Here is a 17,197-nt window from a genome sequence, read left to right on the forward strand (position 1 = left end):
GATAAATGTAATAATGTGTTGGTTAAAACGCTAGGAAACAAAAAAGGCATTCCCGAAGAAATGCCTTGAAATTTTAACTGAATTTTAGCTTACCAACCTGCCGATTGCTGATTGCGGATGTTAGGGTTAGCATCAATTTCGCCTTGCGGAACAGGGAACATCCAAACCTTTGAGGTTGATGCTAAGGCCGACTGCAATCCAGCGAATGCACCAGTGTTATCAGTTCGGGTGATGGTTCGGGTAGTTCGCTTTAAATCAAACCAACGATGACCTTCAGCAAAAAGTTCTTTGCGTCTTTCCGTAAGTATGGCATCCATTAAAGCTTGTCCGCTTAGGTTAACGGCCGTATAGTTGCTAATGCGGGCAGCCCGTAGGCTGTTTAAATCGGCTAGAGCCATAACCTCTTTACCTTGCTGCATAGCGCGTGCTTCTGCACGGATCAGGTACATCTCTCCCGTGCGTAGTACTTTCCAGTTCACTACGTTATCAGCGCTGGTGCCTTTGCCAATATACTTATTTACAATTTTCCGGGTAATAGTACTTGCCGGATCGGTTATGATGGCAGCTCCCGAACCGGTGCTGCGGCTGGCCACAAAGGCCGAATACCGAACATCTGCGGTTTTATCTGCAAACAAGTTGGTGAAGTTAACCGTAGGGCGGTAGCCGTTGCGGTTTAAGCTGGCGGTGTGTACGTTAGTATTTGGATTGCCTTCGGATACATTGCTGTAAACCAAAGCAAAAATCACTTCCGCCTGCGACCCATCTTTCCAGATATTGGCAAAGTTTGCAGCAGTAGCTAAGGGTATTGCCGTAATAACCTGTGTAGCATAAGCCTCGGCCTGGCCGTAATTTTTGCTGTAAAGATAAACCCGTGCTAAAAGTGCCCGTACAGCGTTCAAATCAATGTTGGCCTTACTGCTTGCTGAGTTGATAGATATATCCACATTAGCCAGTAAAGTTTCGGCTGTGGTAAGGTCGGCAAATACACGGTCGTAAGTTTCTTTAACGGATAGACGGGCAGGTTTGGCAAAGGCGTTTACCTCCGTTACATATGGGACACCTAAACCTGTAGAATTACGTTCAAAATCGCTTCCCCAGTAGCGAAGCAAATCAAAGTGAACCATGGCCCGTAAGGCTAATGCCTGGCCTTTGATACGATTTACTTTTTGCGCATTAGCCGACTGGTACTGATCAATGCCTCTTAAAGTAATATTGGCTTGCGTAATAACGCTGTAAGCGGCTGTCCAGGCTGTTGACAGGCTATTGTCGGTAGGTGTAAACGTATAGTTGGTTAAACGGCCAAAGTTGCCAAAATCTTCGTTGGTTTGTACCAGGTCATCGGCCATCATATCCGGTAGGGCAGACCATGCCCCGGTAACCGTAGCGCCATTGCCATAATAGCCAATCTGGCGCAGCAGGGAGTATGTGCCGGTCAGCGAATACTCATAGTCGGTTAAACTGGTAAATATTTGTGAGCCGTCTAAAGCATATTCGGGTGTAACATCAAGCACTTTTTTACATGAGGTGGCAGCTAAAGCTAAACCAAGGCCTGCACTCACTATATAATTTCTAAATTTCATTGGTTTTAAATTTTAAGAGGATGATTTACAAGGCAATATTTAAACCTGCGGTAATGGTACGCATAGCCGGGTACTGTGCGCCAATCAAATTACCGGTAGCATATTCCGGATCAAAACCTCTGAATTTAGTCCAGGTAATTAAATTTTGCCCCTGCACAAAAAACCTTAACGAGTTTATTTTTACGCTTGATAACCATGTTTTCGGCAGTGAATAACTGATAGTAGCATTACGCAGGCGCAAAAAGTCGCCGTTTTCTACAAAGCGGGTAGTTTCGGCAATAAAGTTTCCGTTAGGGCTCGGTATGTCGGTAACCTGGCCGGGTGTGCGCCATTCGCGTAATAAGTCAGCACTTAGGTTGTCTGCCGCGTATGGATATTCAACGTTGCTCCGGTCATAATTAAATATTTTGTTCCCTTTTACAAAGCTAAAGAATGCACTGGCTTCAAAGCCTTTGTAACTGATCGAACTGCCAAAACCTCCAAAATATGGGGTTTCTGCCGAACCTACCAGTACACGGTCGTTGCTGCTGTACGTTTCGGTAGTGTTGCCGTTCTTGTTTAGGTAAATAGACTTACCATTAGCCGGATTTACGCCCACATATCTTACCAGGTATAATTGATTTAGCTTTTCGCCAACGCGGTTAACGTAAATACCATCAACAATTTCGTTCTGACCTGGCAACAGCTCAACAATTTTGCTTTTGTTGTAGGTAAAGTTAGCAAACACATTCCAATCAAAATCTTTAGCTTTCAGTACGTCTATATTCAAAGATGCTTCAATGCCAGAATTACGCAGCTTACCGCTGTTGGAGATTACAGAGGTGCGGCCTGTAGTTCTGGACAGTTGCTGGTTGAGCAGCAGATTGGAAGTAAGCGCGTTATAATAATCAAAGCTACCACCGATGCGTCCGTTCCAGGCGGTAAACTCAAGGCCGGTGTTAAACGTGGTGCGTCGTTCCCATTGTAACTCAGGGTTGTCCAGCTGGCTCTGCACCAAGCCGCTTACGCCGTTGTAAACGGCACGTCCGTATAATTCTCTTGGTAAAAAGTCGGCCGTAACAGGCTGATTGCCTGCCGAACCGTAACTAGCCTTAAGCTTAAAATCACTAAATATATTTTTTACTGGCGCAAAAAAACCTTCGTTTGATGCCACCCAACTTACGCCTACTGAGCCAAAGTTGGCATAGCGACGGTCGGAACCGAACCTTGATGATCCGTCTCTTCTCAGGTAACTCTCTATAAAGTAGCGCTCTTTGTAGTTATATTTTAAGTTGGCAAAGTATGATAACAGTGCGTTAGGACCCAACAACGCAGATGAATTCATCGGGTCGGCACCGCCACCACCAGACACTACTGGTATAAAATTGTTGGTTGCCGTACCCGGGGTAATGCCCGACTCATTTTCGAATGCGCCGCCCAGGCCATAGCCGGTAAACTGGAAGCTGTTGCTGTTAGCGCTAACAATCTCATTAAATATGGTTGCTGATATGTGGTGGTCTTCACTTACATCTTTGCTGTAACCAACAGACGACGTTAGCGTGTAACGGGTTAGTTTACCGTACCCGCGGGTTAATGATCCCCTGCCACCCGGCAAGGCGCTGCCTACCGTACTTAGCGGCGAATTAAAAACAGTAATTTCATTAGACGTGTAATCTACGCCGCCGTTAACCTTGGCGTAGAGGCCCTTTACTACGGGTACATGATAAATAGCATATACATTGCCCACCAATTTTAACTGACCGCGAAGGTTGCTATTTTCGATGAGGTTAGGCAGCGGGTTAGGCTGACCGGTAATACTTTTAGTATAGCTACCGTCAGGGTTGTAAGGCGTTAGGTAAGGGTTAATCCAACGGATAGCATTTAATGGGGAGGCATTTACCGTGTTGGCTTCACTGGTATTGGTAAAGTTGGAGTAACCATAAGTTGAATTTAAGCCAAAGTCAAAATCCTGGGTGCCGCTTGATAGGTTTATGCGGCCGTTGTAGCGTTTTAGCCGGGTAGTTAATACCGTACCCGACTGGTCATACAAACTGCCTGACACAAAGTATTTGGTTTTGTCAACCCCGCCCGACACCGAAAGGTTATGGCTTTTGGTGATGCCGGTTTTAAAGATGACATCTTTCCAGTCTGTATTCACCTGTTTAAGGGTTGCAACGTCGGAAGCAGTCCAGCCGTTGGGGTTGCCATTGGCCAACTCGTAATCCAGCTTTTGGGTTGAGTTCATCAAAGTAACCTTGCTGTCTGGAGCGGTAGAGCGGCCAAACTGTGCATCATACCGTACAATTGGCCGGCCGGCGTGGCCTTGCTTTGTGGTAATTACAATAACACCATTTGCACCCCTGGAGCCATATTGCGCGGTAGCGAGTGCATCTTTCAAGATATTAACGGCAGCAATATCCTGTGTATTAATCGTAGCAAAATCGGCAGCGGTAATTTCAATGCCATCCATGATGTACAACGGATTGGTAGAACCCAGTATAGAACCGCGGCCCCGTACTACTACACTGGCGGCAGCGCCTGGCTGGCCCGAACTGGCCTGCACCAGCAGACCCGCTGCCCGGCCTTGCAAAGCCTGATCAAATGAGGCAATGGGCACATAGTTAATTTGTTCGGCCTTAATGGTAGCTACCGAGCCGGCAACTTCGCGCTCATTTTGAGTGCCGTAGCCAGTCACTATAACTTCATTGAGTGATTGACTATTATCTTGGAGCACAATTGCTATCATGCCCGACGTAATGACCACCTCTTGCGTTTGATAACCCAAATAGCTGACATTGAGTATTTTGGCTGATGCCGGTATCTCGAGTTCAAAGTTTCCTTTAGCATCGGTTTGGGTCCCAGCAGCTATGCCTTTAACCATAACACTAACGCCCGGCAATGGTGCACCGTCGGATTTGGCAGTTACTTTGCCATTAATTGTTCGGCCCTGTGCAAAACAGAACGAACTGATAAGTAATCCTAATAATAAGTGGAGTAGGGGTTTAACCATAAATTATAGTTTAATTAAAAGAGTCGCGAAAATAATATATTATTATTAACATCGACATCTATTAAGCTTACATTATGGTAATTTTTGCAAAAATTTTAATCGTTAAGAAAAATTAATTGCTTTATCGCCTAAGTCAGATTTTTTAGTAATTAAAGGTATCTCTGAAATCAAATTTTTATTAAAAGATGCATAACATCGCTTTAAAGGGTTGGCATAATATGGTCTTACAGCTAATTTTTGCTGATAACCTTATTGAAATGATAAGCGTAGCTTAATAAAAAGTAGCGCTTTAAAATTTGAGTTTGAATATCGGCAACGGTATTGCCGCTAACAAACCGATATGAATTGACATTTTGATTAAGCAAGTCATAGCACGACACTCTGATCTCGCCATGATCATTTTTCTGTATTAAACGGGCTAAGGCGATATTCACTAAATTTACACTACGCTGCAAGCCGGGTGATACCAGCGGATTATAACTGTAATTATAATTAGCTTCGAAAGTTATATGCTTTATGGCGCGTATAGTAACGGGAATATCTAAATGGTGGCTAATGTACTTAATAGCAGCATAATCAACATCTTGATATTTTGTACTGCTTGAACTTAAATAATAGTTTGGATTAAGTTCAAATTTATTGTTCCAATTGATGTAAAACTGCTGTGAAAAATTGATGGATGTGGTATTTTGAAAACCACTTTTATCATTCACTTGAAAGTATTGGTGATTAAAGTTATAATACACGCCGTTGTTGATCCGCAACTGCCAGTTACCCATCTTTTTAAAACCGCGGCCTCCGTAAGCTGAAAAATAATACCTGTAAACACCGCTTCTGTTAATAGGCCTGGATGCTGTAACACCCTGGCCATTTACAGTGCGTTCATTAAAAATGCTATTTTGCTCCAGGTTTAAATCGCTCGAAAAACTAAAATTCAGTTGTTTTTCGGTGATATATTTATAATAGTTAAAATTTAGATTATGAGTGCGGGTTGGTTTTAAATCAGGATTGCCTATTGAACTGTAGAGTTGGCTGTACACTGTACGGTAAGGTAGTAAGTTACTGATGTCTGGTTGTTGTACTGAATTGTTGTAGTTGAACGAAAGATGATTATAATCTATGCGAACAGAGGGGAGCGCATAAATGTAAGTTTTGTTGATATCGCTTACTTTTTTATTAAACTGATCGTAACGTTGCAGCCATTGCAGCCCCAATTTGGCCGACATCGTTAAATCTTTGTGTTGATAGGAAATTTCGGGCCCTAATGTTTCTGTGTATTGCTGCCGGTGTAAATCTCTGCTCAAAGAGTCTATGTAAACCGAATATAGTCCGGTTTTTAAATCGCGGTCATAAGTAAATAATTTACCTACTGATCTCCGGTAATTAAAGCTGCCTTGTAAACTGCCATAAATTCTTTTGCTAAACGGATATCGGTAAGTAACATTTATGCTTGCCGAGTTTGATTTGTTATCAGCATCTTCAAAGCGCTGTAAATTACTTGAACTTAATTGTGCGGTAAACGACTGCAGATAACTGTTGCGATAATAGTTACTTTGATCGGGGCTGATATTGAGATCGTGGGTGATGTTGAGGGATGCTCCCTTTTTTATGCGCAGTCGTCTGTAAATGCTCAGATTTTGCTGGAATTCCATCCCATTAGATTTGCTAAAGTTATTGAGGGAGTTATTATTTAGCAAAGCAACAAAGTTACTATAACTGTTGCTGATGCTATTGTCTTGGCGGTTATTGTTGTTAAAACTGATTTTAGGCGTATATCTTATTTTTGTTAAACTGTCAGTTTCCCACTCCAATAAACCTGTCACGGTGTGCTTATTTGCTTTGTTGGTTTGCCCAGACTGGTTGTTTGAACTTAGTGTCGTGTCTTTTAAAAACTGCTGTGAGAATACGGAGTTATTATAAAGGTCTGAGGTGTAGCTGTAAAAGTACAGCAAATTTAATTTCAGCTTTTTGCCGTAATCATTGTTGACGTTGACACCGCCTGAGCCTACTGTTTGAATACCTCCGTAAGACCGGCCACCTGTAGTTACAGTGCCGTTATACAGGTTGTCATAACCGCTTCGGTTAAAACCGCCAAGCCCCATTAAGTCTTGTGTTGAAAAACCGGTTCGGTTTAAGTTGTTGCCAACACCAATCAAGCTTATTTGTAGTGTGTCTCTAAACATGTTATAAAGTACACCTCCATCAAACCTGTCGCGGGTGCCGCCGCCGGCCCGCACTTTGCCGAATGTGCTGCGCTTAATGGCTCTTTTTAGTTTGAGGTTAATGATTTTACCCACCTTAGAATCAGGGATGAGATGGTCGGGATCGTCTTCGCGGTCATCGTATACCTGAATCTTGTCTACCAAAACAGCATCCAGATTCTTAGATGCTATTTTTGGATCGTTGGCGAAAAACCTCTTACCTCCAATGTAGAGCTTGCTAACCGTTTTGCCATTGACTGTGATAGTGCCATCCATATCTACCTGCATGCCGGGCAAGCGTTTTAGTAGCTCTTCAACTACAGCGTTAGGCGGCGTTTTAAATGCCTCGGCGCTGAACTCAATTGTGTCTTTTTTTATTATCACGGGTGTAATTTCTGCCCGTACCTTAATTTCGCCAAGTATGTGGCCTTTACCAGATAATTTTATAGCCCCTAAATCAAGCGTACTACCTTTCTCCAATCTTAAAGTTTTACGGTAGCTATTATGGCTTATAAAGGTAACCAGCAGCTTAAGGTCTTTACCTGATGGTAAATTATGTAAGGCAAAGTCGCCTGTTTTTAAAGTTAACGTATAAGATATAAGTGAAGTATCTTTGGCGTCGAGTACGGCTACGGTTGCCAGTTCAAGGGCTGCATTATTTGTTGAGTCGACGATGCGGCCTCTTAAATGCGCTCGGTTTTGAGACAGGGCGCCAGTAGCAAGCAACAAAAACAGGCTGATAATTGTGACAGATTTAATCATGTAGGTTAGTTATCGCAATATATAAATTACGCCGACACTACAATAACTTAATTATTAACAAATACTTCTCAAAAAACAGCCTGTTTACTTTTCAGGAAAACAGGCTATACTGTATTTTTTAACTAGCGTTAAACCGCTGCTATCATCGCAGACGTTTCCAAAGGTAATTTGAAATAAAAAGTAGAACCGACGCCATGCTCGCTTTCTACCCACATTTCGCCACCGTGGCGTTTAATAATTTCCTTACTCAGGTAAAGCCCGATACCGAAGCCTGAAATATTTTGGGTTTTGGTATCATTAACCCGGTAATAGCGGTCAAACAGTTTGGCTTGGTCTTGCGGTTTAATGCCCATGCCCTGGTCTTGCACGCTTAATATCGCAGCACCATTGGCTTCTGTAACAATAGCCGTCACTGTCGTATTTGCGGCCGAATATTTTATTGCATTACTCAGCAGGTTAGTAACAACAACGCCTATTTTGTCGCGGTCGGCATGCAGCGTTAGGTTTGCTTGCTGATGCAATTCCAATTGGTGCTGGCTGCTATACAGTCTGGCATCGTCTACCATCTCGCGTACCATGTCATTAAAACTGAACGTCGTTTTTTGTAGGTGAATCTTGCCTGATTCCAGCCTCGATACGTTTAAAAACCCATTGATGAGGCTGGTCATCTTGCGGATCTGCTGCTGTGTTTTAATCAGGTTTTTCTGAGCAAAGGTGTCGTTGGTTTTGTCGGCATTGCGGCTCAGCAATTGTGCATAGGCCATAAGCGAAGTGAGCGGCGTTTTTAATTCGTGGCTCACCATACTGATAAAGTCGTTTTTGCGTAGTTCGTCTTCCTTTGTTTCGGTAATATCAATTATAGTACCTACAATAGCTTTTACGTCGCCGTCATTATCCACCTCCACCTGCCCAACTGAGTTTATCCAGCGTATATTTTGGGTACCCACAGGTTGTATCTGGTAATCCTCATTAAAGCTGCTTTTATTTTCAATTGCACTTCTGATTGAACTCATTAGCGGGTCATAATATTCGGGCAAAATTAATTGCTGTGTAGAGCTGAAGCTTAAGGCAGTACCGTGCGGTAATCCGTGTATATCACGGGCTTTTTCTGATACCTCCAAAACATCAGAACCAGTTTCGTTGCGCCATATACCCATGCCTGCAGCGTTCATTGCTAACTTTAGAGTAGCGTTCGCTTTCTCTGCATCCTTGCGGGCAATTACCTGTTCGGTAACCTCAGCAGCAACGGCTACAATACCGCTTATAATGCCGTGTTGGTCCCGAAGGGCCTCCATGGTCAGGTTTATGTATACGGTTTCAGTTTGTGCGTTGCGATTTAAATGCAATGGCACTTGGCTGGCTATGTGACGCTCACCGGTTTTGTAAATATGTTGCATCACATCATCAAAACCGGCAGCTTTTAACTGTGGCAATATCTCTAGCAACGGCTGATAAAGAATAGCACTTTCGTCAAGTCCCCAATATTCCAACATCTTTTCGTTTGCCAGTTCAACTATAAACTGGGGGCCGTAATAAATGGCAATGGCTACCGGAGCCTGTATAAATAGGTTGCGCAGTTGCTCTTCTGCATGTTGCCTTGCTTTTGAAATATTTATTTGAGCCCTGATTTTAGTCAATAGTTCGGCAGCGGAAAACGGTTTAACCAGATAATCATCGGCACCGGCTTCGAGGCCGTCAATCCGGGCCTCCTCGCCAGCCCTTGCAGACAGGAAGATAACCGGTAAACGTGCCGTGCGCTGGGTGCTGCGTATTTGCCGCAACATGGCTTTCCCATCCATAACCGGCATCATTATATCACTGATGACCAGGGCCGGTAAATTATTGTTTAACTTAGAAAGTGCATCCTGTCCATCCGTTGCTGTGATGACGCTGAAGTAAGGCTCCAGCAGCCTCGCCAGGTATGCACGCATATCGGCGTTATCATCTACTACCAGCACCTCAACATCTTTTTCTGCATCAGCCGGCACCGAAACGTTTGAATTAAAGTTTTGGGACGCCAGGCTGTCGTGAGCATCGGTATTAGTATCAGTTTGCAGCAGGCTAATGGCTTCCTGCAAAAAGGCGCCTTTCAGGGCTGATGTGTCAGTCTTTTTCTCACCATCTACCAGGCGTTCCGCCGGCAGATGAGCGTAGCCAACCGGTATAGTAACTGTAAATACAGAGCCTTCGCCTTCCACGCTATCTACCGTAATATGCCCGCTATGCAGGTTCACCAATTCGTGTACCAGCGAAAGGCCGATTCCAGTACCCTCATGTGTGCGCCCGGCCGAGTTTTCTATCCGGTGAAAACGCTCAAACATATGCGGCAGCTCTTTGGCTGGTATGCCCACCCCCGTATCTTTCACCTGCAAAACCACCTGATTGTTTTCTTGGTGCTGCATGATAGAAATGGTTCCTTCGAGCGTGTATTTGAATGCATTCGACAGCAGATTCAATACAATTTTTTCCCACATCTGCCGGTCAACAAAAATGTTGCCTTTGTCTTCACTGCAATTTACCTCCAGCTTCATGCCGGCCTTTTCGATGATAGAACGGAAACTGCTGGCCAGATCGGTGGTAAGCTCGCATAAATTGGTAAGCTGATAAGCGGCCTGTGCGCGGCCTGCTTCTACACGGCTATAATCTAATAGGTTATTAACAAGTTTTAACAAGCGCAGGGCATTGCGTTGCACCGCTTCCAGCGGCTCGGCAAACTCAGCGTTGTTTTTGCTCAGCATATCTTCCAGGGGGCCCAGCATCAGCGTTAGGGGCGTGCGGAACTCATGGCTTACATTGCTGAAAAATGCTGTTTTCGAGCGATCGATAGCGGCCAGTGCTTCTGCCCGTTTTTGTTCCTGCTCGTAAGCATATACGTTGGTTACCGCCGTATTATAAGTGGTAGCCAAAAGGTTATAAAAGTTTAAGTATTCATTATCTAAGGCGCGGCAGGCACTTACGCCGGCTATCATAAAGCCCATCGGCTCAGCCTGCCCTGATATATGAAGAGGCAATATAACTGCCGTGTGTGGTGGCAGCTCATAAGGTTCGCAGCTAAAAGGGCCAAAGCGTTGCTGCAAATTATCCACCTCCAGTATTTCGCGGGTTTGCATTACCTTGTACAGCGGCCAGGCGGCATCACCATCCAACGGGATGCTTGCGGGGGTAAGTGTACTATTGATGGGGATGCCGGCCGAACTGATAAGTTCAGCACTGCCATCTTTCATTTCATAAAAAAGCAAAAACGGTAGGTCAAGCACGTAATCATTGTAGTGGCCCTGGGTAATTTCCCCAATTTCATGTACCGACTTGGCTTTACCTATAGCGGCACCCAAATCTCGCAGTACTTGTGTGCGGCGCGCGCTCAGCATTTTGTCGGTGGTTTCGGTAATTGGGTGGAAGATGCCACCTACGCCACCCGACTCATCGCGTATTGGTGCAAAAGAAAACGTCATGAATGACTCCTCCAGATAACCGTAACGGTCCAGAAACATTCGTTGGTCTTTAATGTAAGTACCTTCGCCGTGCTGACCGCGGTCAAACTTGTCGCCAACTACAGGTAAGGCTGTTTCCCAGCAAATACGAAAATTTTGCCCCATTGATTCGGGGTGTTTCGCCCCGCATATCGGTCGGTAACTGTCATTGTAAATTTGGATGGTTTCTGGCCCCCAGGCAATTAGTATTGGAAAGGTAGAAGATAAGCAAAGGCTGACTGAGGTGCGTAAGCTCTGCGGCCAGCTTTCTATAGGACCCAGTGCGGTGTTAGACCAATCCATTGTGCGGATCAGTTTGCCCATTTCGCCGCCACCCGATAAAAACTGTTCGGTGCTTTCTTGTTGTCGAAATTCCATAAGTATGGAGGTAAATATAAAAATTTTAGCTGCAAATATGTTTTTATGTCGGGCAGATAAGTAGCATAAGTTTTACTATACCGTTGCAGTTTTCACGGAGATTTTATTCAAAAATGCTGTTTTAACACTGCTTAAATAAACGTTTTTATAAGTTGAGGCCCTATGCGTACCAATTTGCAGCAAGTAACGCCTCCGTTACAAATTTGTTTTAATTAAACCTTTGTTTGGCTTGTGTATCTGATACTATATAAACACACTAAAAACGCACAATTATGAAAAAGATAGTTTTTGTTTTAGCCCTGATTATACCCGTATTATTAAGCACAATAAATGTGCAAGCACAAAACCGCATGAGCTCACAAGCTAAAGGCGCTATTATTGGCGGTGCCGGTGGTGCCTTATTGGGCGGGCTGATAGGCCATAACTTAAAAGGTGCGCTTATTGGAGCAGCCGTAGGTGCCGGTGGTGGTTACATTGTTGGTAATGAGCACCGCAGAACAGTAGAGAAGAGACAAGCGGCTTACCGCACCGGATACAAAAATGGTTACTACACCCGGTACGAAGGCCGTCCGCGTACTACCCGGGTGTACCGCACTGTATACCACAGGTAAGAAATAACATAGATTGATTTTTTGATTACACAAAACGCCGGGCATTTGTCCCGGCGTTTTGTGTTTGATGAATTTTTACCGCTATTCTACCGTAATCTCATCAGCGAAGATGTATGACGCGCTGCCCTTATTAACATGCCAGGCAGGCAAAGGGCCGTACTGCTGTGCAATAATTTTGATGTACCGGGCTCGGCCATTTATTGGTGCAGTAAAAGTTTGCGTTTGTACTTTAGTATCCTCAATACCAACGCGGGTAGGTACAGTAATAGCGGCTCGGTAGCTTTTACCATCGTCGGACAGGGCAAATTGCACTTGCTTTGGAAAGATAATCCACGCACCGGTGTCTTGCAGCGTACCCAGGCTTACTTGTTTTATTGGTTTCACCTGTCCCAGATCTACGACCGCCTCCAGGTTGTTGCCTTGATAGCCCTGCCAGTAACCCATCTGCCAATTGTTTTTACCGGTAATACCGTCAATCAGTGCCTCGTTGCCGCCGGCTGCGTAGTTAGGCAAATATTTGGTGAGCAACGTAATTTTAGTAGTGCCCTGTAACTGTGTAAAATTGCCGGTATTTACAAAGCTTGTCTTGCCATTTTTAAAGGCTATGGCTTTAATGGTTGTAGTAGCCGAAATCTTGATTGGATTTATATAAACATTAGATTGAAGATTCGGTGTAGTGCCATTTGTAGTGTAATAGATCTTAGCATCCTGGTCGGCACAATTCATGGCGATGGTAGTGGTTTGCCTGAAGTTGCGCGATGTGGTGATAAAACAAGGATTAGGAACGATTAACGAATCATTGATGCGGGAAACAGGTTTTTCCAGCTCCTGCAAAAAAAGTTGGTTAGGCAACCGACCCATAAAGACCTCAAACTCTCCGCCATCGTTTAGATCTTTATAATCGATAAATAACTTGCTGTAAGGCTTTTTGTTAAGATTCATGCCCTGCAGGTAGGTATTGCTCAGGCTTACAGCTGTACCGGCATTAAGGATGGTAAATTTTTTACCATTTTCGAGCGTGATGGTAGCTTTCTCAAACTGCGGCAAACCCATGGTAAATTGTTGTTGTCCAGGTGTAATGTTATATAAGCCCAGTGCGCTCATGACATACCAGGCCGACATCTGCCCGCAATCTTCATTGCCGGCCAGGCCGTCAGGCTTGTCGGTGTACTGAGAATTGAAAATTTTGTTAAGCTGCACCTGAGCCTTCTGTGGGTTAGAGGTAAAGTTATACAGGTAAGCTATATGATGACTTGGCTCATTACCGTGCGCATACTGGCCAATCAGCCCGGTGATGTCCGATACTTGTTTGCCGCTCATGGTACTATTAGTACTAAATAACTCATCAAGCCCGCCTTCCAGTTTATCTGGTCCTCCAAGCGTGGCGGTTAAGGTTTCTACATCCTGAGGTACAAAAAAGCTATACTGCCACGCGTTGGCTTCGGTGTAATTGTTATTTACCTCTGTTGGGTCAAAAGGGAAAAACCAGCTGCCGTTGGTGCGGGCCTGCATAAAGCCATTTTGGTTATTAAACGAATTTTTCCAGTATTGCGCACGTTTAATGTAGGTGGCATAGTCATCGGGGCGGTTCATCATTTGTGCCATCTGGGCAATGCACCAGTCATCATATGCATACTCTAAGGTGCGCGATACCGATTCGGTTTCATCGTCAGCCAGTACTACACCATTTTTACGGTACGATTCTAATCCAAACTGGTTACGATTTACCGACGCTTTCATGGCTTCCAAAGCTTTACCGGCGTCAAAATCGCGCACGCCTTTGCTGTAAGCATCTACAATAACCGGGATAGCGTGATTGCCAATCATGCAAAACGTTTCGTTAGAGGCCAGCGGCCATACCGGCAATACGCCGCCCTGCTCGTACATCGCCAAAAAAGATTTAATAAAATCAAGCGTACGCTTTTTGTCGATCAGGGTAAGTAAAGGATGTTCGGCCCTAAAGGTATCCCATAACGAAAATGCAGTGTAATAATTAAAGCCCTGCGCCGTGTGTACCTGCCCGTCCATGCCACGGTACTGCCCATCTACGTCACTGTAAACATTAGGGGCTATCATGCAATGGTACAGAGCTGTATAAAATATAGTTTGCTTGTATTTTGTGTAATTTATTGCAGGAGCTGTTTTACGCTGCTGCTTAGGGTAGTTGGCATACCCGCCGTACATGCTTTGCGTATTTTGCTGAGCCTGCTGTACAGGGGGACCGCCGCCTTCTACATCAATTTTAGATAATTCTTTGTTCCAATCGGCTTTGGTTTGCTTTTGTACCTGTTTAAAATTAAAATCTTTAATCTCCGCATCCAGATTTTTCATCGCGCCCTCGGCACTTACCGATGAGATACCTACTTTAACCAGCACCTCTTTAGGGTCATCAAACTGCACAAACATTTTAATGTTGTTGCCTTCCAGTTTGCTTTTACCCTGTTGAATTATATCGTTAGCAGCGATGCCGTAAGTTTTAAATGGTTTAGAAAACTTAGCGTAAAAATACAAATGCTGGTTAGACGCCCAGGATTGCGACTGCCGGTAACCACGAATTTCGTGGTCGTTCACTACCTCAATCCACGAGTTTAACACTTTGTCGCGATGATGCAGATCAATAATAATATTGGCCTGACTGGTAGATGGATAGTTGTATTGATGAAGGCCGGCACGTTGAGTAGCAGTTAACTCTACGTCAATATTGTACTTGCTGAGTTTGGTTTTATAATAGCCCAATGATGCTGACTCATCGGCTTTTTTAAAACCCGAGCGATAAGCAGTATTTTGCAGCTGAGGCGTGCCCGTAGTAGGCATAAACAGCACATCGCAGTAATCGGCAATACCTGTTCCGCTTAAATGAGTGTGCGAAAAGCCGTAAACCGTAGTGTCAGTGTAGTGATAACCCGAACTACCGTCCCAGCCTTCCAGCCGCGTGTCTGGGCTAAGTTGTACCATGCCGAACGGGGCTGTAGCACCCGGAAAGGTGTGCCCGTGGCCACCAGTACCAATAAAGGGGTTAACATAGGGTGAGTAGTCGCGTTTCTTTTTTTGTGCCGATGCCTGCTGGACCGGCACAGCGAACCATAAACAAGTGAGCGAAAATGATAATACTTGTTTAAAAGAAATCATGTAATTGCGGATATTTAAACTGGATATAAAGCGCAAGATAAGCACTTGGCTCATAAAGCACAATTTAAGTAAGGCGTTGTGTATCGCCTGTTAATCGTCAAGATGAAAGGCGTCGGCATCCCGTAAAAAGGGTAGTGCACGGCGTGTTTTTATCAATTCGTCAGCACTGATGGTAAAGGTGTAAACGTCTTCTTCGTCGCGTTTGTAGTATATTACCTTGCCGTTGGGGTCAATGCAAGTCGAGTCGCCCGAATGGTACACTTCGTTACCATCATGCCCTACGCGGTTTACGCCAATTACATAAGCCTGATTTTCGACTGCACGGGCGGGTATTAATGTACGCCAGTGCAGTGAGCGGCGCTCGGGCCAGTTAGCCACCACCAACAGCAAGTCATAGGTATCGTTTACATTGCGCGCCCAAACCGGGAAACGCAGGTCGTAACAAATCATGGGGCATATAGTCCAGCCTTTAAGCTTAACCAGCAGCTTCTTTTTGCCAGCAGTATAAGTGTTATGTTCTTTACCCAGTGCAAATAAGTGGCGCTTGTCGTAATATTCAAAGTTCCCATCAGGCTGCATCCAAATCAGGCGGTTATAGTATTTACCGTCTTCGGTGATAATGAGGCTGCCGGTAACCACACACTCGTATTTTTTAGCAGTGCTTTCCATCCACTGCATGGTTTTGCCTTGCATAGGTTCGGCCAGTTCTGCGGCATTCATGGTAAAGCCGGTATTAAACATTTCGGGCAGTACAATAAGATCGGTATTGGTACGTAAGCCTGATAAGCGCAGGCCTATGTTTTGCAGGTTTTTATCCGGGTTTTCCCAAAATAAATAGCCCTGATATGTTGTGATTTTTAAATTCTCCATAAGCAACAGCAAATAGGTTAGTTAAAAATAATAGTTAAATAAAGATGATAGTCGTTAGAGCTTCATCAGTCTTTCAACGGCTTTATCAAGCGTTTCTTGCTTTTTAGCAAAACAAAAGCGCAACACATGGTGGTCGGTACCTTTGCTGTAAAAGGCCGAAACCGGTATCGAAGCTACCCCATAGTCTTTGGTGATCTTGATAGCCAAATCAGTGTCTTTCATGTTGTCAAACCCTTGGTATCTTACGGATTGAAAGTAAGAGCCTGCACATGGCAATAAAGTAAATTTTGTTTGTGCTAAACCCGCCCTGAAAGCATCACGCTTTTGCTGAAAAAATGAGGCCAGACTTAAATAATGATCTTCCTCTTTAAGGTACTCCGTTACAGCCACCTGCATGGGTGTGTTTACACTAAACACATTATACTGATGTATTTTTCTAAACTCGTTCATCATAGCTGCCGGCGCAAGGCAGTATCCAAGTTTCCAGCCGGTAGCGTGTAACAATTTGCCAAAAGACGCTACAATAAAGCTTCGTTGCTGCAACTCGGGGTAACGGGCCATACTGTGGTGAGTGGCACCATCGTAAATTAAATGTTCGTATACCTCATCGCTCAAAATCAAAATATCGCGGTTTTTTACAATAGCCGACAATTCGTCGATATCCTCTGTGGTTAAAACCGTAGCCGTAGGGTTGTGCGGCGAATTTAAAATAATCATCCGCGTGCGGTTACTGATGAGGCGCTTTACCATATCCCAGGCAATGCGGTAGTTGGGCGGTTCCAGCTCCAATGACTTTACGGTGCCTCCCATCAATTTAATGGCAGGAGCGTAGCAATCATAGGCAGGTTCAAAAACAATCACCTCATCATTAGGGTGTATGGAGGCACAGATGGCTGTAAAGATAGCTTGAGTGCCGCCCGCCGTAATGGTGATTTCGGTATCAGGATGGTATTTAGCACCGTAAAGCTTTTCGGTTTTTTGAGCGATGGCTTCGCGCAGCGGTAGCCAGCCGGCCATGGGAGCATATTGATTAAAGCCACCTTGCATGGCACGGGTAACCATGTTAATTAGTTCAGGGTCGCAGTTATAATCCGGAAAGCCTTGAGACAGGTTGATGGCACCTACCTCGCTGGACAGGGCCGACATTACGGTAAAGATAGTAGTTCCGGTTTGCGGAAGTTTAGACACAGGTATCATGAATGGCTAA

8 protein-coding genes are annotated in these 17,197 nt (G+C 44.5%); 1 reads left to right on the top strand and 7 read right to left on the bottom strand.

Annotation, left to right across the window (positions count from 1 at the left end; all coding sequences use genetic code 11):
• Positions 1–89: 89 nt before the first annotated feature.
• From AAGR14_RS09175 to AAGR14_RS09190, 4 genes are all read right to left on the bottom strand, one after another.
• Positions 90–1,580: a RagB/SusD family nutrient uptake outer membrane protein gene (locus AAGR14_RS09175; protein WP_342648288.1), complete on the bottom strand. Its 1,491-nt coding sequence runs from the start codon at positions 1,578–1,580 to the stop codon at positions 90–92.
• Positions 1,581–1,605: 25 nt separating this feature from the next.
• Positions 1,606–4,569, bottom strand: coding sequence for a TonB-dependent receptor (locus tag AAGR14_RS09180; protein ID WP_342648289.1), 2,964 nt, complete (start codon positions 4,567–4,569; stop codon positions 1,606–1,608).
• A 230-nt stretch (positions 4,570–4,799) separates the two neighbouring features.
• Positions 4,800–7,532, bottom strand: a complete 2,733-nt coding sequence (locus AAGR14_RS09185; protein WP_342648290.1) for an outer membrane beta-barrel protein — start codon at positions 7,530–7,532, stop codon at positions 4,800–4,802.
• A gap of 128 nt (positions 7,533–7,660) precedes the next feature.
• Complete coding sequence (locus AAGR14_RS09190; RefSeq protein ID WP_342648291.1) at positions 7,661–11,380, bottom strand: ATP-binding protein; 3,720 nt, start codon at positions 11,378–11,380, stop codon at positions 7,661–7,663.
• Positions 11,381–11,652: 272 nt separating this feature from the next.
• Between AAGR14_RS09190 and AAGR14_RS09195 the strand changes: the two genes are divergently transcribed.
• Positions 11,653–11,991: a YMGG-like glycine zipper-containing protein gene (locus AAGR14_RS09195; protein WP_342648292.1), complete on the top strand. Its 339-nt coding sequence runs from the start codon at positions 11,653–11,655 to the stop codon at positions 11,989–11,991.
• An 81-nt stretch (positions 11,992–12,072) separates the two neighbouring features.
• Here the strand turns inward: AAGR14_RS09195 and AAGR14_RS09200 are convergent, their stop codons facing one another.
• Genes AAGR14_RS09200 through AAGR14_RS09210 form a run of 3 tightly spaced genes read right to left on the bottom strand, consistent with a single transcriptional unit; the run spans position 12,073 to position 17,187 of the window.
• Entirely contained in the window at positions 12,073–15,174 is a 3,102-nt protein-coding gene (locus tag AAGR14_RS09200) for a GH92 family glycosyl hydrolase (protein WP_342648293.1), read from the bottom strand.
• A gap of 36 nt (positions 15,175–15,210) precedes the next feature.
• Positions 15,211–15,990: an amidohydrolase gene (locus AAGR14_RS09205; protein ID WP_342648294.1), complete on the bottom strand. Its 780-nt coding sequence runs from the start codon at positions 15,988–15,990 to the stop codon at positions 15,211–15,213.
• A 54-nt stretch (positions 15,991–16,044) separates the two neighbouring features.
• Complete coding sequence (locus AAGR14_RS09210) at positions 16,045–17,187, bottom strand: methionine aminotransferase (protein ID WP_342648295.1); 1,143 nt, start codon at positions 17,185–17,187, stop codon at positions 16,045–16,047.
• Positions 17,188–17,197: the final 10 nt, after the last annotated feature.

The organism is Mucilaginibacter sp. CSA2-8R, from assembly GCF_038806765.1.
Taxonomy (GTDB): Bacteria; Bacteroidota; Bacteroidia; order Sphingobacteriales; family Sphingobacteriaceae; genus Mucilaginibacter.

Excerpts from the sequence above, each read along its gene's own strand:
- AAGR14_RS09175 (WP_342648288.1), bottom strand. The coding sequence starts at position 1,580 with ATGAAATTTAGAAATTATATAGTGAGTGCAGGCCTTGGTTTAGCTTTA.
- AAGR14_RS09180 (WP_342648289.1), bottom strand. The coding sequence starts at position 4,569 with ATGGTTAAACCCCTACTCCACTTATTATTAGGATTACTTATCAGTTCG.
- AAGR14_RS09185 (WP_342648290.1), bottom strand. The coding sequence starts at position 7,532 with ATGATTAAATCTGTCACAATTATCAGCCTGTTTTTGTTGCTTGCTACT.
- AAGR14_RS09190 (WP_342648291.1), bottom strand. The coding sequence starts at position 11,380 with ATGGAATTTCGACAACAAGAAAGCACCGAACAGTTTTTATCGGGTGGC.
- AAGR14_RS09195 (WP_342648292.1), top strand. The coding sequence starts at position 11,653 with ATGAAAAAGATAGTTTTTGTTTTAGCCCTGATTATACCCGTATTATTA.
- AAGR14_RS09200 (WP_342648293.1), bottom strand. The coding sequence starts at position 15,174 with ATGAGCCAAGTGCTTATCTTGCGCTTTATATCCAGTTTAAATATCCGC.
- AAGR14_RS09205 (WP_342648294.1), bottom strand. The coding sequence starts at position 15,990 with ATGGAGAATTTAAAAATCACAACATATCAGGGCTATTTATTTTGGGAA.
- AAGR14_RS09210 (WP_342648295.1), bottom strand. The coding sequence starts at position 17,187 with ATGATACCTGTGTCTAAACTTCCGCAAACCGGAACTACTATCTTTACC.